This window comes from Candidatus Saccharimonadales bacterium, assembly GCA_035945435.1.
Classification (GTDB): Bacteria; Patescibacteriota; Saccharimonadia; order Saccharimonadales; family DASZAF01; genus DASZAF01.
In genome coordinates this window covers 1-26,901 of record DASZAF010000010.1, presented here as the reverse complement: position 1 = coordinate 26,901, position 26,901 = coordinate 1, and the positions used below count along the sequence as shown (strand labels likewise).

The window sequence follows — 26,901 nt, the reverse complement described above, 5'->3', positions numbered from 1 at the left end:
AGGCTGTCCTCCCACTTAAGAGTCTGCCAGATGGTCTCGGTAACAAAGGGGGCGAACGGATGGACTAGTTTGAGAATAGTCTCGAGGCTGTAGGCAAGGACCGAATCATTTGGTTCGAGTTTAGAGGCTTCTATGTACCAGTCGGCGAAGTCGTCCCAAACCAGATGGTAAACAATCTCAAAAGCCTCCGCGAACCGGTAGCTATCAAGTAATCTGGTTACCTTGTTGGCTTGGGTCTTGAGGCGCCCGAGGAACCAATGATCTACAAGCGAGATTGGTGTTGGTGTTCTGTTTTTGTACCTATCCCCTATCTTGTCCTCTATATATCTGGCTATGTTCCAGAGCTTATTGCAGAAGTTGCGGCCGGCGATAGTGGCAGCTGAGCTATAGGCCTGATTTGAACCGGCGCTTCTGTTGGCAATGAGCCCCATGCGTAACGCATCTGAGCCGAACTCATCAATCGCTTCCTGTGGGTTTAAGACGTTGCCTTTACTCTTGCTCATCTTCTGGCCTTGTTCGTCGAGGACCATGCCGTGTAGGTAGACGTCCCTAAACGGTATTTCGCCCGTAACATAAAGACCGAGCATGATCATGCGCGAAACCCACCTGTCGATAAGATCGTGTCCGGTTTCCATGACGCTCGTTGGATAGAACTCGCTGAAGTCTCTCCCCTTTTGGTTTTGAGTGACTATGTACGGCCACTGACCTGAGCTGAACCAGGTATCAAAGGTATCGGGGTCTCGACGATAGGTCTTGTTGCCTTTCTTGATTGTCTCTTTGTCGACGGCAGTATCGAAGATCCAATCCTCAGGATCTTTCGTGTTCTGGAACGCAGGAATAGGGATACCCCATGGGATCTGGCGGCTAATATTCCAGTCCTTGATGTTTTCAAGGTAGTTGACCAGTACGCGCTTCTTGCTCTCCGGATAGAATCTAATCTTATTGGCCTTAACCGTCTTAAGGGCCTGCTTGGCTAGTGGTGCCATTTTGACAAACCACTGGTCCATCAACATAGGCTCGATAACGGTCTTGCACTTATAGCAGACCCCTACCCTATTTCGATAGTTCTCGTCGACTTTGACGAGTAGATCTTTCTCTTCGAGTGCCTTAACGACCTGCTCTCGAGCCTCTAAAACCGTCAAGCCAGCAAATCGACCAGCCTTATCAGTGAGTTTGCCATCAAGCCCGATGACCTGAACCGCCGGCAGGTTATGTCTTTCGGCAACTTCCCAGTCATTGAAGTCGTGTGCGGGTGTAATCTTGACGACACCGGTACCAAACTCGGGATCGACATACTTATCGGCTACGACCTTTAACTTGAATGGTCCGTTAAGGCCCTCAACAGTGATCTCTTTACCGATATACCTCTTGTATCGTTTATCATCGGGGTGAACAGCAACAGCGGTATCGCCAAACTTGGTTTCAGGTCTGGTGGTGGCAACGACAAAAGGACCGTAGCGCATATAGTAGAGCGGCGTCTTACGGTCTACATGTTCAACCTCTATATCCGAGAAACCCGTTCGATGCTTTGTGCAGTAATTGACAAGCCGCTTACCTCTGTAAACAAGACCTTCGTCCCAGAGTTTCTTGAACGTTTCGTAGGCTCGTTCGATGACGTTTTCGTCTAGAGTAAAAGTTAGAGCATCCCAGTCACAACTGACTCCGAGGGCGCGAAGGCCGACTTCCATATTGCTCCTCTGTTTGGCAACGAAGTCCCAGGTCTGTTTATAGAGTTCATCACGTGAGAAATCGAATCGACTCTTGCCTTCTTTCTCGAGAATCCTCTCGTAGACAACCCAAGTCTCAAAGCCGGCATGATCGGCGCCAGGGATATAGAGAGTGCGGTCTCCTTTCATGCGATGGTAGCGGATAAGGATGTCCTCTAGAAGTACGGTTATCGCAGTACCAGTATGTAGGAGGCCGTTCGCATTGGGTGGTGGCATGACTATTGAGTACGGCTTTGCTCCAGGGGTGTCCTTCGGGCGAAATGCATCGGATGACTCCCATAGGGCGTAGGTAGTCGCTTCGTACTCTTTAGGTTCGTAGACTTTGGCTAGCTTCATAATTTGATTTCACACGAAATAGCTTAAACTCAACAATCCCGGTTACGCTTAACTGGAACAAAAAGAAAACAAAACTCGTTTTTGTCTCACACGTTTTTGTTTCAAGATCAATTGTACCTCGGATTAACCCGAGGTACAATCTTGGCTTCAGATTGAAGATGTGGTTCACATGGAAAGGCTGGGCTCGACTCGTAAAGAGAGGGGATCGGTCGGCTTGATCATGCGACCTACCTTAAAGCAGCCTAGCGCGGCGATCATGGCACCGTTGTCGGTACAGAGGGAGGGAGCGATGTAGGTGATAGCAGCGGGGAGCTTTTCGGCAAGCTGACGTCTGAGCTCGCCACTGGCTGCGACACCTCCAGCAATGACCACGGAAGAGGGCTCGAAGGCCTTGAAGGCAGCAACCGTCTTGTCGACGACTGTCTCGATGGCGATCCGCTGGAAGCTAGCGGCTACGTCGTTACGCTGCCTTTCGGAGAGCAGGGGAGCTAACTGGTAAGATGGAAAGTCGATCGGCTTCTTAACGAGTCTCTGAACGTGTCTAAGAACGGCTGTCTTGGGGCCTGAGAAGCTAAAGTCGTAAGTACCGGGTACTTTTGCTTTCGGGTATTCATAGGCTAGTGGATCACCATTAGCCGCCGCCTTTGCGATCGACGGACCACCAGGGTAGGGGAGGCCGATGATCTTCGCTACCTTATCGAACGCCTCACCGATGGCATCGTCTTGAGTTTGGCCGAGTAGTGAGTAGTCGAAGTGATCTTTAAAGAGAGCTAGTTGGCTATGCCCACCACTGACGATCAGAGCCAGCAGCGGGAATTTAGGCTGTACTTTGGGGGCGGGGAAGTTGATTGGGGCGGGGTATTTGGTTATGAAGTTGGCATAGACATGCCCCTCGACATGGTTGACCCCATAGAGAGGTTTTTGCTTGGCGATGGCAAGTGTGCGGGCAGTTAGGGTTCCAATCATAAGCGAGCCGATCAAACCCGGGCCGTAGGTGACAGCAATAGCGTCGATATCCTCCCAGCTCACTTTGGCCGTTGACATGGCCTGCTCTAAGACTGGTAGGATGACCTCAATATGACTGCGAGCAGCCACCTCTGGAACCACACCGCCGAATGCCTTGTGAATATCTATCTGGCTATGGACGGTATTGGCGAGGAGTTCGTATCCGTCGCGAACGATACCGACAGCCGTCTCATCACAACTCGTCTCAATGCCAAGCACGATCATTACAGAGGTTAAGTGTAGCTGATAACGGATGGCTGAGCAAGCGTGCAGGGATAGCCTGATTGGTGTATCGTAAGATAAGCGCCTAAGACGACATTATGTTATGGACAGATTGAAGACCAAGGTAAAGAGCGTACTGCCACGAGGGCTCCAGCAGGGCGTAGCTAACAAGTATCACCTGCTAGAAGCGGTCATTGCTAATATTCGATTCGGCTTCCCTGCTAGGAAGCTACGTGTCGTCATGATCACTGGCACCAACGGCAAGACAACGACTGCTGCATATGTTGGCAAGATCTTGGAAGCCGGAGGACATCGAGTGGGTATCATCTCGACCGCCTTTTACCAGTTTGGAGACAAGGTCGTCCCGAATGAAGACAATATGACAGTCATCCCAAGTGATCGGCTCCAGCGCTTGATTAAAGACATTAAGAAGGCCGGCTGCGACTTCTTAATTCTCGAGGCCACGTCTCACTCCCTCATCCAGCATCGGCTGTGGGGTATCCCGTGTGAGGTGGCAGTTATGACGAACCTGACCCAGGACCATCTCGACTACCACGGCTCAATGGAAAACTACGCTGCCGCCAAAGCCAAACTCTTCGCTCGTGAGCCACGCTTCATCGTCCTCAATCGTGACGATCAATGGTTTAGCTACTTTAATGAGTACCACGCCAAGGAAGCCAAGATGGATTATGGTACAGATGGCGACTCCGAATGTCGCATTGAGCACGCTGCACTACACCGGACTGGCAGTGATATCCGCCTGCGAATCGATAGCACGGTCAAGTTTGACTTCCATAACAAGCTGCCTGGTAAGTTCAACGTCTACAACGCAACCGCGGCGGTGGCGGCCACCTATCTTCTGCATGTCGATCTGGCTAAGATCAAGGAGGGCGTGGAGTCACTCGAGAGTGTGGCAGGCCGCCTCGAGCATGTTAACGAAGGCCAGCTCTTTGAAGTTATCGTTGACTATGCCCATACTCCCGACGCTCTGCAGAACGTTCTTAGCACCGTTAAAGCGCTTGTTAACAACCGTCTCATTCTTGTTTTTGGAGCGACAGGGGACAGGGATCGAGCTAAACGTCCCATTATGGGCGAGATTGCTGTTAAATTCGCCGATCGCATCATCTTGACTGACGAAGAGTCTTATTCAGAAAACCCCGATGTGATCCGTGATGACGTTCGTCGAGGTATCGAGCGTGTTGGAGGGGCCGGTAAGACGGACGAGGTGGCCGATCGGAAAGAGGCCATTAAGAAAGCTATCCAGATAGCTCGACGCGGCGATGCCATTCTAATTACTGGTATGGGCCATGAGCGTTTCCGGGTTATTGGTAGCCAACGGATCCCTTGGAACGACGCCGATGTGGCCAGGCAACTACTCCACGAACTAAAGAAGAGTCCTGTAAAACCTACCGATAAGCAGGCTATCACTAAAGAAAAAAAGTGATCTAGCTACTGACCCGAACCGAACGGGTAAAAGAGTGAGATTGAAGTTACGGCCGTTGCGAAGACGAGAACGTTGAGTATTATGCCGATCAAACCCCAGACGTTTGGGTAGGGGATCTTCTTAAAAGAGGGGATAGAGAGGAATAGCACACTGGCGAGCGACAGAACCCCAACGAGAGCGTAGCTAAGATCGTATGGGGCATTGGTCGAAGCATTGCTAAGAACACCGCTCCAACCTGGGATATAGGGAAGAGCGGCCTCTGCCGCAAGAAGAATGAGCCCACTAAGAAGACTGTAAAGACCAAGCTTGGAGCCCGATCTATGCTTAGCCGCGTGTGAAGACGAGATGTCTGCGTCTGATTGATCCATAATGTCTTATACCTCTTATTACCGCTTAGTATACTCCAGATCGACCTTGACAGTAGGGGTAAAGCTCGTGTAAAAATCACTTAGCACTCTCACTCATTAAGTGCTAATATAGACAGTATTGATTCGTGTTTAAAGGGAGAACAGCTCATATGAGTGTAAACATAAAGCCGCTCAATGACCGGATCGTTGCTCAACCGGTACAGTCACAGGCTAAGACGGCGTCTGGACTTTACCTACCTGACAGCGCCAGAGAAAAATCACAGGTTGCCAAGGTAGTCGCCGTTGGATCTAGTGTGAAGAGTGTCAAGGTGGGTGACAATATACTTTACCGAGAGTACAGTGCTACTGAGTTTCAGATGGACAGTGAGAAGTACCTAGTCATTAAAGAGGAAGACATCCTCGCGACTGTTACGAATAAGTAAGGCGTAAGGAGACAACAGACAACTATGGCAAAGCAAGTATTCTATGATGACGACGCTCGTCGTCGGGTGCTCGGTGGGGCAAAGGCTCTTTATGAAGCCGTTAAGGTAACGATGGGCCCGAAGGGACGCAATGTCGTTATCGGCAAAGGCTACGGTGGTCCGACTGTCACGCATGATGGTGTCAAGGTCGCCAAAGAGATGGAGCTGTCTGAGGACTCTGATGAGAAACTTGGCTATAAGATAGGTGCTGAACTGATCAAGCAGGCAGCCAGCAAGATGAACGATGTCGCCGGAGATGGCACCACAACCGTGACCGTTCTTACCTACCACATCCTCAACGAGGCAAACCGTCTTATTACCGCTGGCCATAACCCGATGGAACTTCGTAAGGGAGTTGAACAAGCAGCAGCCGAGGTATTAGTTGAGCTTGATAAGATGGCTGAGAACGTCAATGACAAAAAAGGTCGTATTGCAGAAGTAGGTACTATCTCTGCTGGCGATAAAGATATTGGCCAACTAATAGCAAACATTATGGAACGTGTTGGTTCCAAGGGCATTGTGACCGTTGAGGACGGCCAAGGCCTGCAGCTTGAATCGGAAATTGTTGAAGGTTTCAGCACTGACCGTGGCTTCGTCTCAGCTTATATGGTAACTGACACTAACAGGATGGAAGCAGTCTACGAGAAACCGTCGATCCTTTTAACGGACAAAAAGATCAGTTCAGTCCAAGAGTTGCTTCCTGTTCTTGAAGCGATGGCCCAAGCGGGCAAGAAAGAATTGGTTATTGTCGCTGATGACGTTGAAGGCGAAGCTCTCGGTGTACTCGTCTTGAACAAACTCAAGGGTAGCTTCCACGCCGTTGCTATTAAGGCTCCATCATTCGGTGATCGCCGTAAAGATATCTTGCAAGACATGGCGATTTTGACAGGCGCTACCGTCGTCAGCGACGAGCAGGGCACCACCTTTGATAACTTTGATCTTAGTATGCTTGGATCGGCTCGTAAGGTCATCGTTACGAAAGACCAAACGACTATCGTTGAAGGTGCTGGTGCAGCCAAGGATGTCAAAGACAGGGTTGCCCAGATTCACGCACAGGTGGTCAATGCCTCCAGTGAATATGATAAGGAACAGGGTGAGAAGCGGGCTGCCGCTCTTGAAGGTAAGGTGGCCGTCATTAAGGTTGGTGGAGCGACTGAGACCGAGATTGAGGAGAAGAAGTATCGAGTCGAAGATGCCGTCAACGCTACGAAGGCTGCTCTTGCTGAAGGTATCGTACCTGGAGGCGGTGTTACACTAGTCGACCTCAGCAAGGGTATCAAGACTGACAAGAATGACAGCATTGCTGCTGGTAAGCAGATTCTTAAGAGTGCGCTTCTGCAGCCTTTCCGACAGCTTATGATTAATGCGGGCCTAAACGCTGATGAGAAGCTGCCGATGGTACTAACTGCCAACAAGACTGGTTGGGGTTTTGACGTGAATAGCCCTGATGAGCTAGTTGATCTCAAGGCGGTTGGTATCGTTGACCCGGCGCGCGTCACAAAGGAAGCGGTCCAGAATGCCGTCTCCATAGCCTCTACGAGCATGACCATGGGTGCTCTTATAACCGAAGAGCCAGAGAAAGAGACTCCAGCCGCCGCCGGTGGTATGGGTGGTGGCATGGGGATGATGTAGTCGCCTCGTTGTGGCAGAGAGCTAAAACCCCTATAATAAGGGTCTGCAGTTAATTGCAGGTTAGTTTATGACAGCAAAAGCACATCCCCTTAACCACTTAGCCATCATCCCTGATGGCAACACGAGATGGGCCAATGCAAACGGCAAGTCGCCGTATGAAGGCTACAAGTTAGGCTTAAAGCGCGGTGTTGAGCTTGCTCGACATGCTCGTGAACGCGGTATCCACACGCTGACGCTCTGGGGGCTCTCGACTGAAAACTGGCAACATCGTTCTGCTCGTGAGCTTGCGTTCCTAGTTCGTATTTTCGATAAGGCCATCGATGACTATATCGAAGAAGCTCAGCAGGACGGCATGCGCATCATCCACATTGGCAACAAGAATAGGTTACCAAAGAAACTGATGAAAAAACTTCAGTGGGCCGAGGAGGCGACGAAGTCAAACGTCAACCATATCCTTAACTTAGCTCTCGACTACGGTGGACATGATGAGATCCTGCGGGCTACCCATCGCATCATACAAGCCGTTAAGGACGGCAAGATTGGCGCAGAGAGCTTTGCTCAGGGGAATGGTGATGACCCGAAGAGCGCAGAGAAGACTTACGAGGAGTATCTCGATACAGCCGGCCAACCATACCCGTACCCAGACCTTATCGTAAGAACCGCCGGCGATCAGCGTCTCAGCGGCTTCATGCTATGGCAAGCGGCATACGCGGAACTCTACTTTGTCGACGTCTACTTCCCGGACTTTGACCCAGCCCATCTCGATGTAGCTATTGAGGCCTATGATAAAAGACAGCGCCGCTTTGGAGCGACGCATTAGTCTATTTTTCAGCTGCTGAGTTTTAAGCAGCGGCCACGCCACGCTGTGCGGAGAAGTACTCAATCTCTTTGATGACATCCAATAAGGCCTGAGCCTTTTTAGCGGAGTCGGTGATACCTTCAGCGGCATCGTAGGCTGCTTTAACCAAAGAGTTGTCATCACTTGATCGGATGACTAGGAGTAATGCCTCGAACTTTTCTTCTGGAGGCAGCTCAAGCTTCTCGACGATAGGCCGAAGCTCCTCAAGAGCCATCTTCTTGATCTGGTCCAGATCATTCGGCATAGCTACTGCGGGAGCGGCAGCCGCAACTGGCTCGACCGGCGCTGCAGCGGCGACAGGCTGCGCAGGAGGAGGTGGCGGTGGTGGGGGAGGAGGAACGGCTGAGTTGTCTACCGGTGCCACTTGGGGCGCACTCGCAGGCGGCTGGATAGTCGTCACCCCATGTGTCAATGTTGGTGGTGTCTGCTGTGCTCCACCACTCATGCTCGCTAAAACCTTGGCCAGTTCCTGATCGTCAGTTACCGGTGTATCAGTTTTTGCTTCATCTGCGTCTGCCATTGCCCACCTCTTAAGATAGTTAGTATACCGTTCTTGCTCATTACTGTACCATATAAGCATATGCTTTGTGAATATGGTCGCGAAGCGAGGAGAAAGTATGCTTGATGACCTGAATTACGTTGCCCAAAAAGACCCACAGGACATGCTCGGCATCATGCTTGATGGTGTCAGCCAGCTTAAGCATACCTTCGATCTCACCGGCAAGGCCTTACCCAAGAAAGAGCAGGTCGACAACGTCGTCGTCCTTGGTATGGGCGGATCTGCTCTGGCCGCCGAGTATATGAGGGTGTGGCCGGGTCTGCATATCCCGTTTGAGATATGTCGTCAGTACACTGTACCGCTCTACGTTAACGAACGCAGCCTTGTCATTGTCTCCAGTTACTCGGGAAACACTGAGGAGACGCTCGATGCCATGGAGGACGCTCAGAAGAAAGGTGCACGGCTGGCGGTTGTCACGTCAGGCGGCATGCTTCTGGAGAGAGCCAAAGCCCAAAATCTTCCATGTGCCCTCATACCAGATGGCGAACAACCGAGAGCCTGTGTCTTCTACGATCTCAAGGCACTGATGACAATCTTACAGGCTGTTGGCCTCTATCATGGAGCGACTGTTGAATTGAGCCAGGTTGCTGATACCCTTGCACACGCTACGGAGCAGTGGGGCCCTCATATCCCAACCAAGAGCAATACGCCCAAAAAGCTGGCCGAGGAGATGGTCGGCAAGACGCCAGTCATCTATGGCGGCATTCTTTATGCGGCTGCCTACAAATGGAAGATTAACTGCAACGAAAACGCCAAGAACCTAGCCTTTTGTAACCAGATGTCCGAGTTTGATCATAATGAGTTTCTTGGCTGGACTTCCCATCCGATCGAGAAACCATTCGTCGTCTTCGATCTTATCTCTAGCTTTGACCATCCAGAGATTCAGAAACGTTTTGTGCTTGGCAACAAGCTGCTTTCCGGTATGCGTCCCGAAGCCATCGAGATCCAGGCCCAAGGTAGTTCGCTCTTGGAGCAGCTTATTTGGGTGACCCTGCTTGGCGACGTGACAAGCGTCTATCTGGCCATTCTAAACGGGGTCAACCCAACACCAGTAGACCTAGTTGAAAAGCTTAAGAAAGAGCTTCGCGAGTTATAGAACTTTACTCGCGCCGAAGAGCTTCGATCGGGTCCTTACGGGCGGCCTTAAAGGCAGGTGCGATACCAAAGATGATCCCCACCGAGCAAGAGACGCCGACTGCCACTATTGCAATTTGAGCGGTGATGATCGGTGAGAAGTTGAGCTCGATGCTGATGATCGCACTAATTAAGTAAGCGAGTCCCAAACCAATTGCGCCACCACCAAGGCTAATAACCATCGCCTCAGTCAGGAACTGACCAAGAATCTGACCGTTTGTCGCACCGATACTCTTACGAATACCGATCTCCCTGGTTCGTTCAGTTACTGACACGAGCATTATGTTCATAACACCAACACCGCCAACGACGAGTGAGATTGAGGCGATAGCAGCCGTAAAGGTTGTTAGTGCTCTGATAATGACATTGGTTGTGGCTAACGCTTGCTGCTGTTGGACGATAGTGAAATCTCTTTGGTAGCCATGCTGGGCAAGTACAGTATGCCTGATAGCGCTAATCACGTCTTGAGCGTGATCTGAGCTGGCGATCTTAATGTCGATCTGCTGAAGCTGGATGTTGCCCTGGTAGAAGCTGGCGCCAGCAGCAAGCGGGATGAAGACGGAGTTGTTAAGGTTTGGTAAGAGACCTGCGAAGCTGCTATTAGCTGGTCCACCGTTAAGTATGCCGATAACGGTGAACTGTTGGCCGCGAATATTAATGCTTTCGCCGGCCTCCTCCTGGTCACCGAATAGAGTTTGGGCAACCTGGCGACCGACTACTGCTACATTCTTATTGGTAATTGTCGGGTCGAAGAAACCGCCAGAAGTCATCCCAAGCCCGAAAACTTGCGGCAGTTTGTCGGATGTTGCCACGATAGTCGGACTGTTGAGGTAGGTCGATCCGTGGTTAACATTGCCACTGACATACATCATAGGAATGGCGGCGGTCACCCCGGGTACTTTTTGGATGGCTGAGACGTCGCTTTGTGTCAGACTGGACGAGGCATAGTTACCGAAAAGACTGATGTTTGAAAGGGCACCATTTGAAAATGAGTTGGCCCCGGGCAGAATTACGAGCAGATTATTTCCGAAGCGGTCGATTTCGGTACTGATCTCCCGTTTGATACCAGCCCCGAGCGCCATGATAAGTGTCACGGATGAGACCCCGATAATTACCCCAACCATCGTCAGAGTGGTGCGAACTCGGGCGCTTTTCAAAGCCGCAAAGGCTATCTTTACATCGACACGGATCACGAAGCACCTGCTTTCTTAGTACGTGAGCGTGATTTGCTCTTAGTCTTTGTACCCAGCGGTCGTTTTGGGAGCTTGCTCCTTGTTTTGGGTGGATGTTTAGAGTCGTGTTCGATACGACCGTCGATCATCTGTATGACTCGGTCGGCGTATATCGTCAAGGCGGGGTTGTGGGTGACCATGATGATGGTGTTGCCGTGCTGATGGACGCTGGCTAGCTCCTGCATGATGATATCGCTGGCGCGGGTGTCGAGGTTGCCCGTCGGCTCGTCGGCCAGAATGATAGCGGGGTTGTTAACAAGCGCTCGGGCAATAGCCACTCGCTGCAGTTGGCCTCCTGCCAGCTGATGAGGCATATAGTATTCGCGTTCCTGCAGTCCGAACGTTTTGAGCAGTCTACTGGCTGCCTTTTGACGACGTAGAGCCCCGACCCCCTTGTAGGTGAGTGGGAGGGCAACGTTGTCGATCACATTGAGCTTTCCGAGCAAGTTGAAGGACTGAAAAACGAGGCCGATTTTGTTGCGCCGGATCTTTGCGCGGCGTCGCTGACCGAGTTCGGCGACCGGCGTGCCGTCTAGATAGTAGGTCCCGTGGGTTGGTCGATCGAGCAGGCCGAGCAAGTTGAGGAGCGTCGTTTTGCCTGAACCGCTAGGGCCCATAATTGCCACGAATTCGCCCTTTTCAACCCGTAAATTGATGTTATCAAGGGCAATAGTAGTAGCGTCTCCGACGCCAAAAATCTTGCTCACGTTGATGAGCTCGATAACGGCTTTAGGTGTGGTGGTACCCTCTTTTTGCCTAGGCATCTAATCTATTATAAAAACTAAGAAGTGATGATTGCAACGACCTCTTTTATTTCACGGCCTCAATCTATACAATTTGGATAGCATGGAGAGGTGTCCGAGTGGCTGAAGGAGCACGCTTGGAAAGCGTGTGTACGGGCAACCGTACCGCGGGTTCGAATCCCGCTCTCTCCGCCAAATGCGTGCAAGAGGAGGCATCATGACAGAGAAACCCTCAGTAGTTGGCAGGAAGTCTGCTCACTCGACGAATATATCGTTTACGGAACCAATCGTAATTCGAGGTGGCTCAGGGACAACAACTCGATTTGAGCTTTTACTTCAATATGTGCGCAGGTCGGGTGGTGACCGGCTTGCTCCAAAGTTTCTATATTGGAAGAAGAAAACAGGTAGTTTTCGAGCGGGCTATCCCGTTGAGTTCACGCTAACTCACGAAGAAGCTGAACACCTTCGTAACGTTCTGGCTCAGGGCCTCAAGATCGCAGACTTAAGTAGTGACGGCAACTTTCTCGTTATTCCTTTGGATAATGTTGCCTCAACAAATCTTGGTGGACGTGATCCTGCTATGGTCGGTCAAGCACTGGCTTCACTTCTAACGAGCCAAGATGTCCTTGGTTCGATAAGTGCCGATCCTCGGGGCATAGAGGTGCTGCACAGACTCGAGCTTGCGGTACGCCTGACGGAACTGGAGTCGGCAGCAGCTAAACTAGAATCAAACTTAAATGAAGGTGTTGTCAGCGAGGAGGCTTATCAAGCATGGTGTAAAAATCACGGTTGGGCATTCGGGAACACCTACACTACGACCGATTCGGTTAGGGAGATAGCGCTCGGTGATAAGGTAGACATTCTGCTAAACTCAGTGACATCGGGTCTTAGAGATATTATCGAGTTAAAACGGCCAGATATGGAAGTCTTATCCTACGACAAAACTCATAAGAACTGGTATTGGTCGTCTGATGCCTCAAAGGCGATAGGACAGTGTCACCGTTACCTCGATGCCCTGCACGAAGCGGCAGGTAACGGACTTCGTGATCACCCGGAACTTGTCGCGTACCACCCAAGCGCAACGATCGTTCTGGGCAGATCGAACACTTGGGAGGAAGAAAAGATACGTGCGCTTCACGGACTTAACTTCAGGCTCCATAGTATTCGTATAATGACCTACGATCACTTGTTGGCGCAGGCGCGCAATTTCCTCAAGCAACTTGATAAAAATGCTTATAAGGCGGGTAAATAGTGACTCATGCAAAGTATATCAATCCAGCAATCTTCCTTCCGCTGAAAGAAGCACTATCCTTGGCATTTTGGTATAAGAAAGATTTGCGAGCGTTTTTAAGTACAGTTTTACCTGACTTCGGATTGATTTCGCAGCTAGACTGGACTGACTACAAGAGAAATGTTGTTCACAGACTAGTCGACACAATGGCTTCTAACCAATCGAAGTACCAAGACGAGCTTCTCGACCTAATACTCGCTACGTCTGAGATCACCGACCCTAGCCATCTGAAGCGCGTCGAAGACGGTGAAAACAAATATGATGCAGCAGTTCAGGCACTTGATACTTTGCGACAACAAATCGCTCCATTTAAGAAACTTCGCACTGAGGCTGATGAGGCGCTCAGACATCAAAGGGAGGCAGAAGCCAAGGCACAAGTTCAAAAGGCGGTACGCGAAAAGCTGGTCGAGCTGAGGGACGTATTATATGTCTTAATCCGCGAGCCGGACCATCAAAAACGGGGCTATGCACTTGAATCACTCCTTAATCAGCTCTTCGCGCTTTACGATATTGATGCAAAATCGCCGTTTAAGATTATTGGCGAACAGATAGACGGAGCATTCACTTTTGATGGAACAGAGTTTCTGTTTGAGGCGAGATGGCGCCAAGAAAAAACCTCTGTAGCAGACCTAGATGTATTCTCAGGAAAAATAAGACGTAAACTTGAGAATACGTTAGGGCTCTTCCTTTCAATTAACGGATTCCAGCAGTCTGCGATTGATACATACTCACAGCATCGGCCGATCTTGTTTTTAATGGATGGCGGTGATATCAGCGCAGTTCTCGAAGATCGGTTTCCCCTGCCAGAACTCCTGATTCGTAAGAAACAACACGCTTCTCGCAAGGGGGAAGTATTCATTAGTGCATACGAACTTCTTGCGTAAGCTGGAGGTTACCTCACCATAAATGCCTGAGTTGAACTAAGTATGGTACCAAACTGATCAAGTTAATAATCGACAAAGAGATTTGATGGCTATCCCGAGCACGGCTGTCTGCTAAATTAGAAGCATGCACGAGACATTTGAAGTCGTTATAACTGCCATTGTATCGAGAGGGAATAAGTACCTTATCATGCGACGATCGGCAACTAAACGACGTTTTCCGGGTATGTGGACCGTCCCCGGTGGCCACTTGGAGACTAAAGACTTCATCGGTACTCCCAAAGAGACCAAGGAGTACTGGTATAACGTTCTTGAAAAAGCCCTTCGTCGGGAAGTTCGCGAAGAGGCAGGCATTGAGATAAAAGATATCGAGTACGTGACGAGCCTTGCGACCATCCATAAGGATGGAGCGCCGTCACTAGTTGTCTCGTGTCTGGCTCGTTACGATTCGGGCGATATTACGTTGCAGCTGGAGGAGACGGACAGGGCCGAATGGGTGTCACTTCGTGAAGCCAAAAATTATAAACTGATTGATGGCATCTACGATGAACTTGTCATGGCTGATTCAGTGAGACGTGGTAGGCGAACAGAATGGGCAAGGTCGACTAGTCTGTAACGATCGGACCCTCGAGATGGTCCCGAATCTCGTTTATTGCCCCAGGCTTTCGTGTGTCTAGATAACGTCTTTCAATGAACGTCACGAGCCCGTCCCGTGATAGATCGGCATCGCGGACGAGTAGGGGTGAGTGAGTGGTTTCAAGATCTGTCTCGCCATCAGGATTAACTTCTTGTTCTAACTTCCATGCCGCAAAGTCGCGCTCGTTCATTGCGGTCAGCTTGTAAACCGCTGTCGAGCTGCCATCTTGTGACACTTCAACAAAGAACATAGCCGTCGAAGCAAGATGTGTCCGTTCGTCAACTCGTGTCCCGAACAAGAGGCTGTCGCGCATGACCAGTGTTTCGTGCTGTCCAGTACCCATGTGGTTACCCGCGTCCCTTTAATCGTCGACCGCCGATGGCGTTTAAGAGTTTAAGTTCATCCCGCGGACTTCCCGTGGCCCCGACTACCGCTAGCACCGGTCGATCGGCCTCAACGTCACCTATAGAGGTCATATAGACCTGTAGGCCACCTGGTTTGGCGTTATAGAAAACCGTCCTTGGTAGTTGAGTGCCGTGCATATGATGCAGCCCTTCGGCTCCAGTCGTATCTAGAATTCTTACTGCCATCTCCAGAGTCATTCTGTCGACGCGGGCCTGTCTACCACGCGATGCAGCCAGGTACAGCTGGTTGAGTTGACTGTCAGTAGCGAAGAGAGGAACCACTAGAGCATCATGCCCACGGAACGTCCTAATCTCAGTTGAGGGCACCGCAAAGTCACCACCGCGCAAGTAGTTACTCGGTAGATAAACCTCTGGGCCTGGTACTGCCGAATGGACAATCCCTTGAGGAGTCTCTTTTTCGCTCGACACAGACGTAATGGCAATCTTCCCAACCTCACGGTTGGTCGGCATGACTAGACTAGGTCGTTCTAAAGTTTCTGTTTTCATGGTATAGCAATACTATTATATCATAAAGCTTATGATATTTCAATCTGTTAGTCAGAAGAAACGAGCTGTGTTTCATTGAGTATGTTCGATCTGGGGTGGGATTGCTATAATACCTCTAGCTATGCAGTATTTTCTAGCGCGGTTTCAATCCGAGATTGCCAGCGGTGTTAAGGGTCTTCTTCAGGCAAAGACTCCTGTTGTCGTCGAGCCGGCCAACCCGAAATTTGGAGCTGACTTTGCCGTACCATGCTTTGCTTTCGCCAAGGAGTTTGGCAGAGACCCGCAGGCTATGGCTACGCAGATCGCCAGTGAGTTCAGGCACAAAGATATCGACAAGATTGAAGCGAAAGCTGGCTTCGCCAATATCTGGTTGAAGTCGGATAGTATGGCCGCTGCGCTTCACAATGATCTAGAGAAAGTGGGCAAAGAAAAGCTACGCTACGGCGAGTCCCGCGAAGGTAAGGGCAAAGTTGCCATAGTCGAATTTCCAAGCCCGAACATGGCTAAGCCATTCAGTGTTGGCCACCTGAGAGCCTCTAATCAAGGTTGGGCGATATACAACTTGGTCAAAGCGGCCGGTTATCAGGCGGTGAGTGACAACCATCTCGGCGATTGGGGTGCTCCGTTTGGCAAATGGGTTGTCGGTTTCCTGCGGTTTAGTTCTGAGGAGAAGTTGAACAAGGATGGTATCTACGAACTAGCTCGGGTCTACATTAAAGTGACCGCTGAGCTGAAGTACGAAGCCGAGCATGGAAAACATGAGTTGGCTGACGAGATTCAGCAGTGGTTACTCAAGCTTGAAAAAGGAGACCCTGAGGCTACGGCCTACAGTAAACGGTTTAATGAGATCTCACTCACGCATATGCACCAGGTCATGCATCGGCTTGGCATAAAGACCGATGAAGAGTTTGGCGAGTCGTTCTACATCGCAGAGGGCAAGCGGATGGTGACTGAGCTAGTAGAAAAGGGTGTTGCCATCAAGCAAGAAGACGGTTCGGTTATCGTGCCACTTGATGAGTACAGTATTAAAACCCCCATTCTGATTGAAAAGAGTAACGGAGCCGCTCTATATGCGACTAGTGATATGGCTACACTAAAGTATCGCTGGGAGAGATGGCATCCTGCCAAGGTTATCTACCTAGTTGGCAGCGAGCAGCAGTTCCATTTTACCCAGGTCTTTGCCTTAGCTGACAAACTGGGCTACAAAACTGACTACGAGCATGTCTGGTGGGGAATGATTGACCAGCTCAATGATGACGGAACACGTAGCAAGATAAGCTCAAGAAAAGGTACTATCCTGCTTGAGGAGCTACTCGATAAAGCGGAAACCCATGCCCGTCAGATGGTCAGCCAGGAAAATCGTCACCAAGTCACTGGGGAAGATATCAAGAAGATTGCACTTGGCGCGGTTAAATTCACCGACTTTGCTCAGGACCGACGAACGAGCATCCTATTCGACTGGCGCCGAATGTTCAGTCTGCAAGGGCATTCTGGCCCGTACGTCCAATATGCGGGCGTTCGCGCTCAGGCTATTCTGGACAAGCTCGGACAAGCGGGTCGATTTATGCCTAGCGGATATGACTGGGTTGCCGAAAAGGAGCTCGTTTTGCACCTACTTCGCTATCCACAGGTGATCCGAGAAGCACTCGAATTTTATGAGCCGCACCGAGTTGCCCAATATGCCTACGACCTGGCTCGGCTCTTTAATCGCTACTACGAGGATGTATCGATCAGCGATTCGTCAAAAGAGATTCAACCACTGCGTCTGTGGCTACTAAACAACATTAAAGAAGTTCACGCTTCTGCCTTGGAGGTCCTTGGCATAGAAGTGCCTTCAAAGATGTAGGGGGGACTGTGACGGTACAGCTCAGTGAAGACGAGTGGCGCAAGAAACTGACCCCCGAGCAGTATCATGTTCTGCGGGAGAAGGGGACCGAGTTCCCGTATAGCGGCAAGCTCTTGCACAACAGAGATGACGGGCTCTATCGTTGCGCTGCCTGTGGCGCGGTCTTGTTCAACTCAAAGACGAAGATGGATAGTCTCTCAGGTTGGCCGAGTTTTAACGATGCCATCAAAGGATCTGTCGTCTTTCAGGACGATGATAGCTATGGTATGCACCGGACCGAGGTGACATGTGCCAACTGTGGCAGCCATCTTGGTCACGTGTTCGATAACCCTCATGATCAAACAACCGGTCAGTATTACTGTATTGACTCAGTAGCTCTCAACTTTCAACCAAAAGACGAAAAAGGAGGAGCCGCAAAAGATGGATCTTAAACGAATCACACCCACGAAGCTACTCTGGATAGACCTTGAGATGACCGGTCTCAATCCGGCAGTCGATCGAATCGTAGAAGTGGCTGCTATTATTACGGATTGGCAATTTAAGGAGTTCGATTCGCTAGAGACAAGCGTAGCTCAGAATGTTGAGGAGGCCGATCGTCTAATGAGAGGCCCACTTTTTCGGGCGCGCCCCGAACTCAAAAAGCAGTTGCTCAACTGTGCCGAAACGGGCATCCCTGAGACTGAGGCAGAGAAGAAGCTGCTTGCACTAATCAACAAACATTACGGCGATGGGCCGGCCCTATTGGCTGGAAATTCTATTCACACCGACCGCCAATTTATCAGACAATGGTGGCCGCAGTTTGAGAGCAGATTACATTACCGAATGCTTGATGTCAGTGCGTGGAAAGTTGTTATGATCGGACGTTTCGGGATGGAGTATAAAAAGAAAGAAAACCACCGAGCCCTCGCCGATATTCGTGAGAGTATCGCTGAACTCGAGTACTACCTACGTGAGCTACCAAACTTAGTGGAAATGAAGGGCGATGAAGCGACCTGAGCTTGAAAACTTTCTACTCAAACTTCCTGGCTCTGTCAAAGAATTTCCGTTCGGCAAAGGAGTCGCCGTCTATAAGGTTAACGATAAGATGTTCGCCTTGTTAGATGAAGGTGGTGAGCCAATGCGTATCAGTCTTAAATGTGATCCGCATCTCGCTACCGTACTACGTGAACGTTACGAGAGCGTCATGCCGGGTTATCACCTCAATAAGAAACATTGGAACACGGTCCTTCTCAGTGGCCAGCTGAGCGACCAAGAAGTTTACGATCTTATAACTCACTCGTATATCTTAGTTGGAGGGGTGGTTCTGTGAGAAGCTCTCGTAGAGAAGCACTGCATTCTTATCTTCTTGGGAGACAATATTCTTGAGCGTAGTCTTCGAAGTACCGGGTGCTGTTCTATAAGCGGCCACAAGATAGTTATCAAGAGAAGCAAGATACTTGGCTATCAGAGAGCTATAGGTTGCATTTAACGTACTGTCACTAACCGCACTAGTGATGAGACCGTTGGCATCGGGGTTGGTAACTGCTTGAACTTCAGCGTTGGAGACCGATTTGACTCCGTACACTTTCTGGAGCTCGTTGGAGAGTGCTTGGTTGTCACTAGTTAGCGTCAGCTGTAGCTCTTCGTTCAAGTTCTGGGTCGTTGGGTCAGTCAGCTGGCTACCGCTGCTCGAGATAAGGTTGAGCATGACGGTCTGAACAGCGTCGGCGTTGATCATAGCGGTCTTGGTTGGGCTGGAGGTGGTACCAAAAACAAGGTAACTGAGGACGAAAAGCAAGACAATAAAAACACCCAACATCATCAACCCGAACTTCTTTCTCTGCTGAGGGTTGTTGTTGATTGGTTGATAACCTGGAGTCTGTTGCCCAAAAGAAGCCAGGGGATTATTCATACGTCTATTAAAGCATATTCGCGTGTCAGGGGCTAAGAGTTGGTGACTTCTTAGACTATCTGATATGCTAAGCGCATGATACGGTTTATTCCCACAGCCCAACCCTTCTTAGCAACGTGCTAGGGACTTTTCGGCTGACTCTCTTCTTTAATTAACATCAACGGGATAAACTATGTTACTCAATGTCGATATTGAAGCCAAAACTATTGGCACAAAAGAACTCTTTCGGAATCTGCACTTTGCAATAGAAGCTAAAGAAAAGGTGGCCATCATCGGTCGTAACGGAGTAGGTAAAACGACTCTCTTTAATATGCTCTCAGGTACAGACAACGACTACAGTGGGGCGGTTAACGTAGTTCGCGGGACCCGTCTTGTCAGCACGGCCCAAGAGCACCATGCAGTAGCTGACCAGACAGTTATCCAGTATGTACTTGATAACCTTCCTGAATATAAGCAGCTGGCACGGATTATAGAGACTTACCCCGAAACCATGGGTGAGGATATGAAAAAGATTGAAGCATACAGTAGTGCCCTGGATCGTTTCCACCATCTCGGCTACGACCACATTGAAGAGAGTATCATTACAAGCCTCGGAGCTTACCAGATAACTGCAACCATGACCAACGGACCCATGGGCCGTCTGTCGGGCGGGCAGAAGCGTTTCGTCGAACTTGTCCGGGTTGAACATGCTGATGCCGATATTGCTCTTATCGACGAGCCGACGAACCACATGGACTTTGTGGCAAAAGAGGCCTTCGTCAATTGGCTAAAAGCGACGAGGCATACCGTTTTGGTTATCACCCACGACCGGGATGTTCTCCAGTGGGTCGATAAGATCATTGAGATCAAGGATCGACGAGCCACCGTCTTCGTCGGTAACTACCAGGCCTATCTGAAACAGAACGCTTCGACGACCACCGCAAAGATTCATGACTATCACGTCGGTCTAAAGACGCTCGATAACCTGGAGAGAAAGATCGCTTGGGCCAGATCGCGAAAACCTTCTTGGCACGGGACGGCGGACAAACGGAATCCATTTGAAGTTATGGAACGCCGGCTACTGAAGGAGTATGACGAGATTAAGCAGTCGATGGAGAAGCCGAGCTTCTGGATAGACCGCGAGTCAGCCGAAGCGCTGCGTAAAGACGTCGGTGAAGAGTATGAGAAATTCAAAGCAAAGAACATCCGTATCTGCAGAACCCACGCCGATAAACACTCGAGTGAGTTATTGGATATCGAAGACCTTCAACTTGGTTACGGAGGCAAACCACTCTTTCAACCACTACGCTTCAGGCTGCAACATGGTGAGCGTCTGCGATTAGTCGGTCGTAACGGAGCCGGTAAGACAACGCTCGTCCATGCTATTGAACTGACCAACCAAGGGAGGATGGTACCAACCCTGCTATACGGCCGTATCACGTGTGGCACAAAACTGCGCCTCAGTGCCTACGAACAAGAACTGACTGCAGATACTATGCAGCTGACTTTGGCGGAGGCAGTCGAAAAGGTATACAGCGACCTCAAGCTTGATTCGGGTGATCAAGTGGTTAAGCGAGTCCTGCACGACTACCTTTTCGATCCACGCGAAGACAGTCGTCTTCTCGTCGAGAAACTGAGCGGCGGCCAGAAAGCGCGGCTACAGATCATCAAGATGCTCGCTAGTAACCCAAATCTACTGATTCTCGATGAACCAACTAACCACCTCGATCTCCCTTCGATTGAAGAACTCGAAAATGCCCTTACTAACTACCGGGGGGCAGTTATCTATGTCAGCCACGACAGTTACTTTGCTAAAAATGTTGAGGGCGAAGAACTTGTGCTGAAGCCGCTTGTGACTCCTTAAGACGAAACCAGATATAATAAAAGTTATGGATGTCAAAGAGGAGGTTCGCTCGAAGCTCAACATCGAGGATGTGGTGGGTGAGTACATCGAACTCAAACGGGCTGGACGCAACTTCAAGGCGCTCTCCCCATTTAATAATGAGAAGACGCCAAGCTTTATTGTCAGTCCCGAAAAACAGATCTGGCACGACTTCTCATCAAACCGTGGCGGTGATGTTTTCAGCTTTGTTATGGAGATGGAAGGGATCGACTTCAGGGCAGCCTTGGAGATATTGGCGAGAAAGGCTGGGGTTGATCTACCAGCCTATCAGGATGGCCGTGGTAAAGAACTACAGCAGCGCCGTGAACGTCTTTACGGGGCACTTGAGATGGCTGCCAAGTTTTACCAGTTTGTGCTCAGCAAGCAGAAGGCTCCTCAAGCGTATCTTTATAAGAAACGATCATTCAATAAGAAGACTGTCGAAGAATTTAGGCTTGGTTACGCTCCCACCGAGGGCAGTAGTTTAGTCCAGTTTCTCCTCAAACGAGGTTTCAGTGTTAAAGAATTACGTGAAGCTGGTCTCTTCGTCCAGCGAGCCAGTGGCCCCAGTGACATGTTCCGTGGACGGATTATGGTGCCATTGTGTGACGGGCAGGGGAGAGTCGTTGGTTTTACCGCTAGACTGCTTGTTGACCAGAAAAATGCCCCAAAATACATCAATACCCCCCAGACACTTCTCTACGACAAGAGCCGGCAGGTCTTTGGCCTGCACCTGGCCAAGGAGGCTATTCGACAGCACGACCAGGCTGTTATCGTTGAAGGTAATCTCGATGTTATTGCCTCCCACCAGGCAGGGACCAGATATGTAGTGGCAACGGCTGGAACGGCTATCACAGCCGATCACGTCCGCCAACTAGCTCGTCTAACTCCCAACATCAAACTGGCTTTTGACAGCGATAATGCCGGTATCACGGCAACCGAACGGGCTATTGTTCTGGCTCAGGAAATGGGTATTGAGCTGTCGGTCGTCACTTTTCCCGAGGGAGTCAAGGACACTGATGACCTTGTTCGAGAAGACCCCGATAAATGGGGGGCAATCATCAGTGAATCGACCTATGCCGTCGACTGGCTGATCGACAAGTATCGGGGGGAGTCGAATATTACGACCGGTGAGGGCAAGCGTCGCTTTAGCTCTAAGTCATTGGCTGTCATCGATCGGCTGCAGGATCCGGTTGAGAAGGAGCACTACCTTAAGAAGGTGGCCGAGGAATTGGATGTCTCGGTCCAGAGCTTGGTCCAGAAGCTTTCCGGCGCTAAAAAGTTAAACGCGAAGACTCTTAAACCGAACAAAGCGCCAACCTATCAGGCTAATACAAATGTTCATGAAGATAACTTCCTAGCATTGACCCTTTATTTCCCGAAAATCCGGGATAGTCTAACTCGCGGTATTGGCAGTGGTGACTTCCACGGCCAGGAACGACAGAAGCTGTGGGGCTTTATGGCAGACCACGTCAGAAGCGACCTGACCCACAACGTGCCTGACCCCTTACAATCTATCGCAACCTATGTTAAAATAATAGTATTACGCGCCGAGGAGCAACACAGTCAGCTCACAGATGGAGAGGCGCTACTCATTGCCCAGGAGTTGGCAACACGAATCAAAAAAGAGAGACAAAAAGAGAGGCTACACAATCTAAGCCGTGAACTGGCTTCTTCTGAGGCGCAGGGCCATGAGAGTGAAACGCAGAGACTAAAAGAAGAAGTGCAACGCATAATTAAAGGAGATCAGTATGGCGCAAAAGAAGCAGGCTGAAACCAAATCACCCAAAAAAGCGGCCACCAAAGCGCCTTCAAAGATGTCGGCGAGACTTGCTCGTGTGGCTAAGGTCGTTACGAAACGCAAAGAGGCGACTAAGGCACCTGTTGAAAAGAAGCCAATAAAGAAGGCGGCTGTTGAAGTAAAGGCCGCCAAGAAAGCGACAGCGAAGAAAGTAGAAGAGAAAGTAGAGAAGAAGCCCACCACTAAAAAACCAGTCGCTAAAAAGGTTGAGGCAAGACCTGCTCGTGCCAAAAAGGCGACTAAACCGATCATCGAAGATGAAGTAGTGGCTAGCGATGAGCATCTTCCTGACGATGCGGAAGAGGCGGACCAGCCTGCGGACTTTCCTGAGGATGAAGATGTCGATCAAATTACGGAGGATGTTGTTGAAGAAGAGCCCGTCTGGGAGCCAACTGCCTCACAAGGTATGGATGAGATATCAGATGACTCGGTTCGCCTATACCTGCGCGAGATTGGTAAAATCCCCCTTCTGACACCACAGGAAGAGCTTGCCCTTGCTCAGCGAGTTAGGTCAGGGGATAGAATCGCCAAAGACAAGATGGCTGAGGCCAATATGCGCCTGGTAGTTTCCATTGCTAAACGTTACAGTGGCCGCGGGCTCGACTTCCTGGATCTTATCCAGGAGGGGAACACCGGTCTTCTACGTGCCGTTGAAAAGTTTGACCCAGATAAGGGTTTTAAGTTTTCAACCTACGCGACTTGGTGGATCCGTCAAGCAATCACCCGGGCAATTGCCGACCAAGCCCGTACTATTCGTATCCCTGTCCACATGGTTGAGACAATTAATAAGTTGCTTAGAACCCAGCGACGTCTTACTCAGGAGCTAAATCGTGAGCCGACCATAGATGAACTGGCGCATGAGATGGAGATGGAACCTGAAAAAGTCGAGTACATTATGCGCATTAAGCAAGACATCACTTCACTCGACGCCTCCGTTAGGGATGACGATGATGACTCTGCGCTCGGTGACTTCGTTGTCGACGAGGAGGCGGAGACTCCAGAAGAGGCTGCTACAGGCCAACTCCTCAAAGAGCAGGTCGGCAAGGTCCTCAATACACTCACCGAACGCGAGCAGAAGATCTTGCGGATGCGGTTTGGGCTTGAGGATGGTAAGAGCCATACACTTGAAGAAGTGGGACAAATGTTTAACGTCACTCGCGAACGTATTCGCCAGATTGAGGCTAAAGCCCTGAGCAAACTACGCAAACACCCCGAAGTTCGCAAACTACACGACTACCTCAAATAATTTGAATCATATATGTACCCACAATTCTGTTCAGATATGCTACCTTGTAGTAATAGATGAGCGATAAGATCGTTGGCATTGGCGGACTTCCCAGAGGTGGTAAGGACAGTTTGGCTGATCTCTTCTTGCAAGAGGGTTGGTTCGGTATCTCATTTGGCGATTTTCTTCGGGACTTTGCCCGCAAACGCCACAGCGACAAACCCGACCCGATCTCAGTGACCAATATGACGGAGACCTCTAACTGGCTACGTACGACGTATGGTCCAGACGTTATATTGAAAGAAGCCCTCAAGCAGTTTGAGGAGAAAAAAAGAGCAGGCAAACACTACAAGGGCCTCGTCCTTTGGAGTATTCGCGCACCTGTTGAAGTCGATTTTATCTTGGCACATCATGGAGATCTCATATGGGTTGAAGCTAGTGACACGATGCGGCATCAGCGTAACTTAAAATCCCTTCGCCCGGGCGAGAAGAAAACGACCCTCGCTGAGTTCAAAGCTCAGGAAGCTCTTCAGTGGAAACCTCAACCTGGAGTTCCAAAAGAGGTGCAGATGGATCTTTCTTATGTTAAAGCCCACGCTACCCGGATCTTTGTAAATAGCGGCAGCGACCTCGATGCCTTTTTGGGCGAAAGTCGCGAGCTAATTAATCTGTTAAGTACGTAATCGAAAGGATCGGTATGCCAGCCACAACCAGCAACTACCAAACCGGATCTTACAGGAATAGGATCGATGCCAACATCGATGACTATTGTAAGAAAGCTCTGGAACAGGTCCGTAAAACATACGGCGACTATGCCCACGACTCACTTGAAATCGTTATGTCTATCCTAGCGCGAGGTGGAAAGCGTATGCGTGGCTCGCTCGCTATGGCAACCTACAATATGTTTGGTGGCAAGGACGAAGCCATGATTATCCAAGCGGCTCGCGCACTTGAAATGGTCCATGCCTATCTACTTGTAATCGATGACATCGCTGATCGATCACCACTTCGTCGAGGTGGGCCAACGGCACACCTTCTATTCGAGAAGTACTACGACGACCATCACTTGCATGGTGACAAAGTCCATTTTGGTCAGGCTATGGGTATGACAGCCGGTCTTCTCGGTGTCCATATGGCCGAGCTGACGATCGACGATATGGAGATTGAACCCCAGAAGTGGGCGAAGGCATTTAAGAGTCTCCATCAGAACTTAGTGCATACGATTTTTGGCCAGCTACGAGACGCCCTTGAAGAGATGCGGGACGATGTTACCGAGCATGATGCCATGGCTGTTGCCAAGCTGAAGACTGCCCATTATTCATTTGTGAATCCGATGCAGTTCGGAGCCATATTAGCAGGAGCGAGTGACAAAGATTTAGACACTCTGACTAAGTTTGGTTTAGAGGCGGGTGTTGCGTTCCAGGTCGTTGACGATATCCAAGGTGTCTTTGGTAGCGAAAAAGAGCTTGGTAAGTCCGTCTCAAGCGATATCTCCGAAGGGAAGATGACTATCCTAACGACATATGCACTCGCCCACGGCTCCAGCCAAGATCAGGCGACACTTCGTGGGGCTCTCGGCAACCAACAGTTGAGCAATGAGCTGTTAGAACAGGCTAGAGAGATCCTTAAAAATACTAGCGCTCTCGCTCACGCCCAAGAGACCGCGACCGTTTATCTCGGCCGAGCCAGGAAGATGCTAGACGAGATGCCTGAGTCATGGTCGGGAGCAGGCCGTGAGTATCTCAACGACGTCCTTCAGTTAATAGAGAAGCAGATAACCATCCGATCTTGATATACTTGAAACCATGAGTGCTCGTAAGCGCCTGGTCATTATTGATGGTAAGTCGGTTTTTTACCGTGGCTACTATGCCATGCCTGGTTTGAGTACCAAGGATGGTACGCCGACTGGTGGTGTCTACGGATTTGCAGTTATGGCCCTTGAGATAATTAAGCGCCTCAAGCCAAACTATGTCTGCGTGGCCTGGGATAAACCGAAGACCAATGTCCGTGCCCGTCTAGCCCTCTACCCAGAGTACAAGGCTGGTCGCAAGTCACCGCCACCTGACTTTTACGCACAAATACCGGTTTTGCGGGAGCTGCTCGATTCTCTCGGCTGGCCGTTTTATGAAGTAGACGATTTTGAGGCTGATGATATCATGGCTGCTTTTGCTATGCAGGCCGGCAAGCATGACGTCGAGAGCTATCTTATTACGAGTGATCTCGACGTACTCCAGCTGATTAACTCGCATACCCACATCTATACACTGAAGAAAGGGCTCACCAATATTGAACTCTTCAATGAGGCGTACTTTAAAGAAAAGTATGGTATCGATCCTCACCAGCATGTTGATGTTAAAGCACTCAAGGGTGATGCCAGTGACAATATTCCAGGCGTAGGTGGGGTAGGGGAGAAAACTGCGCTCGAGCTTATTAAGAAGTATAAGACTCTCGAAGGGGTCTACGAGCATCTTGATGAAATCAAACCGACCCTGAGAGCGAAGCTTGAGAAAGACAAAGATATGGCCTTCCTCAGCAAGAAACTCGTGACACTCATGACCGATGTCCCTCTGAAGCTTGATCTTAAGAAGGCGGAGCTTCACGACGGGATTAACCCGACGTTCGTATCAATGCTTCGGAAGCTCGAATTTAGGAGTTTACTCAGGCAGGTTGAATCGCAACTTCCTGCCAGTGAGTTGGCTGAGGCAGAGGCGATTGATGGCAGCCAGAAACTCTCTAACGCTACTCTGATCGAACTTGAGAAACAGAACTTTAAGTCCGGGGAGCCTCGCATAGTGGCTTTAGACCCTGAGGCAAGCCATTTGTGGGTAAGTGCAA

Annotated in this window: 27 protein-coding genes and 1 tRNA gene; 19 read left to right on the top strand and 9 right to left on the bottom strand. The window is 50.1% G+C overall.

All coding sequences use genetic code 11. The annotated features are described in order from the left end of the window. Together VGS28_01200 and tsaD are read right to left on the bottom strand one after the other, a co-directional pair. The coding region (locus tag VGS28_01200) for a valine--tRNA ligase (GenBank protein HEV2412403.1) at positions 1 to 2,063 on the bottom strand (2,063 nt) is incomplete at its 3' end. A 165-nt stretch (positions 2,064 to 2,228) separates the two neighbouring features. Further along, a complete protein-coding gene (gene tsaD / locus VGS28_01195) occupies positions 2,229 to 3,293 on the bottom strand; it encodes a tRNA (adenosine(37)-N6)-threonylcarbamoyltransferase complex transferase subunit TsaD (protein HEV2412402.1) in 1,065 nt (354 codons plus the stop codon). 100 nt (positions 3,294 to 3,393) lie between these two features. Here tsaD and VGS28_01190 point away from each other — a divergent pair, with 100 nt between their 5' ends. Next, positions 3,394 to 4,734: a UDP-N-acetylmuramoyl-L-alanyl-D-glutamate--2,6-diaminopimelate ligase gene (locus VGS28_01190; protein ID HEV2412401.1), complete on the top strand. Its 1,341-nt coding sequence runs from the start codon at positions 3,394 to 3,396 to the stop codon at positions 4,732 to 4,734. Between the two features lie 5 nt (positions 4,735 to 4,739). On the opposite strand, the gene VGS28_01185 is transcribed toward VGS28_01190, so the two are convergent. Further along, positions 4,740 to 5,102 carry a hypothetical protein gene (locus VGS28_01185; GenBank protein ID HEV2412400.1) on the bottom strand — a complete coding sequence of 121 codons (363 nt, stop codon included), beginning with the start codon at positions 5,100 to 5,102 and terminating at the stop codon, positions 4,740 to 4,742. A 149-nt stretch (positions 5,103 to 5,251) separates the two neighbouring features. Between VGS28_01185 and VGS28_01180 the strand changes: the two genes are divergently transcribed. The 3 genes from VGS28_01180 (at position 5,252) to uppS (ending at position 8,015) form a co-directional block, all read left to right on the top strand. Beyond that, on the top strand, positions 5,252 to 5,524 hold the full coding sequence (locus VGS28_01180; GenBank protein ID HEV2412399.1) for a co-chaperone GroES: 273 nt from the start codon (positions 5,252 to 5,254) through the stop codon (positions 5,522 to 5,524). 24 nt (positions 5,525 to 5,548) lie between these two features. Further along, the gene (gene groL, locus VGS28_01175; GenBank protein HEV2412398.1) at positions 5,549 to 7,195 is read left to right on the top strand and encodes a chaperonin GroEL; all 1,647 of its coding nucleotides are present in this window, start codon (positions 5,549 to 5,551) and stop codon (positions 7,193 to 7,195) included. A gap of 67 nt (positions 7,196 to 7,262) precedes the next feature. Continuing rightward, complete coding sequence (gene uppS / locus VGS28_01170; GenBank protein HEV2412397.1) at positions 7,263 to 8,015, top strand: polyprenyl diphosphate synthase; 753 nt, start codon at positions 7,263 to 7,265, stop codon at positions 8,013 to 8,015. Positions 8,016 to 8,037: 22 nt separating this feature from the next. Here uppS and VGS28_01165 read toward each other — a convergent pair whose 3' ends face one another. After that, positions 8,038 to 8,574, bottom strand: a complete 537-nt coding sequence (locus VGS28_01165; GenBank protein ID HEV2412396.1) for a hypothetical protein — start codon at positions 8,572 to 8,574, stop codon at positions 8,038 to 8,040. A 73-nt stretch (positions 8,575 to 8,647) separates the two neighbouring features. Here VGS28_01165 and VGS28_01160 point away from each other — a divergent pair, with 73 nt between their 5' ends. After that, positions 8,648 to 9,709, top strand: coding sequence for a bifunctional phosphoglucose/phosphomannose isomerase (locus tag VGS28_01160; protein ID HEV2412395.1), 1,062 nt, complete (start codon positions 8,648 to 8,650; stop codon positions 9,707 to 9,709). A gap of 4 nt (positions 9,710 to 9,713) precedes the next feature. On the opposite strand, the gene VGS28_01155 is transcribed toward VGS28_01160, so the two are convergent. Together VGS28_01155 and VGS28_01150 are read right to left on the bottom strand one after the other, a co-directional pair. Continuing rightward, a complete protein-coding gene (locus tag VGS28_01155) occupies positions 9,714 to 10,940 on the bottom strand; it encodes an ABC transporter permease (GenBank protein HEV2412394.1) in 1,227 nt (408 codons plus the stop codon). Further along, complete coding sequence (locus VGS28_01150; GenBank protein ID HEV2412393.1) at positions 10,937 to 11,743, bottom strand: ABC transporter ATP-binding protein; 807 nt, start codon at positions 11,741 to 11,743, stop codon at positions 10,937 to 10,939. Before VGS28_01150 ends, VGS28_01155 begins: the two co-directional genes overlap by 4 nt. Before the next feature lie 84 nt (positions 11,744 to 11,827). Between VGS28_01150 and VGS28_01145 the strand changes: the two genes are divergently transcribed. The 4 genes from VGS28_01145 to VGS28_01130 all read left to right on the top strand — a co-directional run bounded on the left by VGS28_01145 (position 11,828) and on the right by VGS28_01130 (position 14,510). Then, a tRNA-Ser gene (locus tag VGS28_01145) sits at positions 11,828 to 11,917 on the top strand. A gap of 22 nt (positions 11,918 to 11,939) precedes the next feature. After that, on the top strand, positions 11,940 to 12,974 hold the full coding sequence (locus tag VGS28_01140) for a Shedu anti-phage system protein SduA domain-containing protein (GenBank protein ID HEV2412392.1): 1,035 nt from the start codon (positions 11,940 to 11,942) through the stop codon (positions 12,972 to 12,974). Then, entirely contained in the window at positions 12,974 to 13,897 is a 924-nt protein-coding gene (locus tag VGS28_01135; protein ID HEV2412391.1) for a hypothetical protein, read from the top strand. The genes VGS28_01140 and VGS28_01135 overlap by 1 nt, the downstream gene beginning before the upstream one ends. 124 nt (positions 13,898 to 14,021) lie before the next feature. Next, positions 14,022 to 14,510, top strand: a complete 489-nt coding sequence (locus VGS28_01130) for an NUDIX domain-containing protein (GenBank protein HEV2412390.1) — start codon at positions 14,022 to 14,024, stop codon at positions 14,508 to 14,510. Here VGS28_01130 and VGS28_01125 read toward each other — a convergent pair. Together VGS28_01125 and VGS28_01120 are read right to left on the bottom strand one after the other, a co-directional pair. Further along, on the bottom strand, positions 14,500 to 14,874 hold the full coding sequence (locus VGS28_01125) for a hypothetical protein (GenBank protein HEV2412389.1): 375 nt from the start codon (positions 14,872 to 14,874) through the stop codon (positions 14,500 to 14,502). The two genes, VGS28_01130 and VGS28_01125, sit on opposite strands and share 11 nt — an antisense overlap. A 4-nt stretch (positions 14,875 to 14,878) precedes the next feature. Continuing rightward, positions 14,879 to 15,442, bottom strand: a complete 564-nt coding sequence (locus tag VGS28_01120; GenBank protein HEV2412388.1) for a hypothetical protein — start codon at positions 15,440 to 15,442, stop codon at positions 14,879 to 14,881. Positions 15,443 to 15,563: 121 nt separating this feature from the next. On the opposite strand from VGS28_01120, the gene argS reads away from it, so the two are divergent. Genes argS through VGS28_01100 form a run of 4 tightly spaced genes read left to right on the top strand, consistent with a single transcriptional unit; the run spans position 15,564 to position 18,597 of the window. Further along, positions 15,564 to 17,288, top strand: coding sequence for an arginine--tRNA ligase (argS, locus tag VGS28_01115; GenBank protein ID HEV2412387.1), 1,725 nt, complete (start codon positions 15,564 to 15,566; stop codon positions 17,286 to 17,288). Positions 17,289 to 17,296: 8 nt separating this feature from the next. Then, positions 17,297 to 17,719, top strand: coding sequence for a peptide-methionine (R)-S-oxide reductase MsrB (msrB, locus tag VGS28_01110; GenBank protein ID HEV2412386.1), 423 nt, complete (start codon positions 17,297 to 17,299; stop codon positions 17,717 to 17,719). After that, entirely contained in the window at positions 17,709 to 18,284 is a 576-nt protein-coding gene (gene orn, locus VGS28_01105) for an oligoribonuclease (GenBank protein HEV2412385.1), read from the top strand. The genes msrB and orn overlap by 11 nt, the downstream gene beginning before the upstream one ends. Further along, complete coding sequence (locus tag VGS28_01100; protein ID HEV2412384.1) at positions 18,271 to 18,597, top strand: MmcQ/YjbR family DNA-binding protein; 327 nt, start codon at positions 18,271 to 18,273, stop codon at positions 18,595 to 18,597. The genes orn and VGS28_01100 overlap by 14 nt, the downstream gene beginning before the upstream one ends. Here VGS28_01100 and VGS28_01095 read toward each other — a convergent pair. Next, on the bottom strand, positions 18,574 to 19,179 hold the full coding sequence (locus tag VGS28_01095; GenBank protein ID HEV2412383.1) for a hypothetical protein: 606 nt from the start codon (positions 19,177 to 19,179) through the stop codon (positions 18,574 to 18,576). The genes VGS28_01100 and VGS28_01095 overlap by 24 nt on opposite strands. 172 nt (positions 19,180 to 19,351) lie before the next feature. Here VGS28_01095 and VGS28_01090 point away from each other — a divergent pair, with 172 nt between their 5' ends. The 6 genes from VGS28_01090 to VGS28_01065 form a co-directional block, all read left to right on the top strand. After that, positions 19,352 to 21,022: an ABC-F family ATP-binding cassette domain-containing protein gene (locus VGS28_01090; protein HEV2412382.1), complete on the top strand. Its 1,671-nt coding sequence runs from the start codon at positions 19,352 to 19,354 to the stop codon at positions 21,020 to 21,022. A gap of 25 nt (positions 21,023 to 21,047) precedes the next feature. After that, positions 21,048 to 22,814, top strand: coding sequence for a DNA primase (gene dnaG, locus VGS28_01085; GenBank protein ID HEV2412381.1), 1,767 nt, complete (start codon positions 21,048 to 21,050; stop codon positions 22,812 to 22,814). Continuing rightward, on the top strand, positions 22,792 to 24,087 hold the full coding sequence (gene rpoD / locus VGS28_01080; GenBank protein ID HEV2412380.1) for an RNA polymerase sigma factor RpoD: 1,296 nt from the start codon (positions 22,792 to 22,794) through the stop codon (positions 24,085 to 24,087). Before dnaG ends, rpoD begins: the two co-directional genes overlap by 23 nt. A 56-nt stretch (positions 24,088 to 24,143) precedes the next feature. Further along, positions 24,144 to 24,749 (top strand): hypothetical protein, encoded by a 606-nt coding sequence (locus VGS28_01075; protein HEV2412379.1) that lies wholly within the window; start codon positions 24,144 to 24,146, stop codon positions 24,747 to 24,749. 14 nt (positions 24,750 to 24,763) lie between these two features. Continuing rightward, positions 24,764 to 25,858, top strand: coding sequence for a polyprenyl synthetase family protein (locus VGS28_01070; protein ID HEV2412378.1), 1,095 nt, complete (start codon positions 24,764 to 24,766; stop codon positions 25,856 to 25,858). Between the two features lie 13 nt (positions 25,859 to 25,871). Further along, positions 25,872 to 26,901: 5'-3' exonuclease H3TH domain-containing protein (locus VGS28_01065; protein ID HEV2412377.1), on the top strand; the 1,030-nt coding region annotated here is incomplete at its 3' end.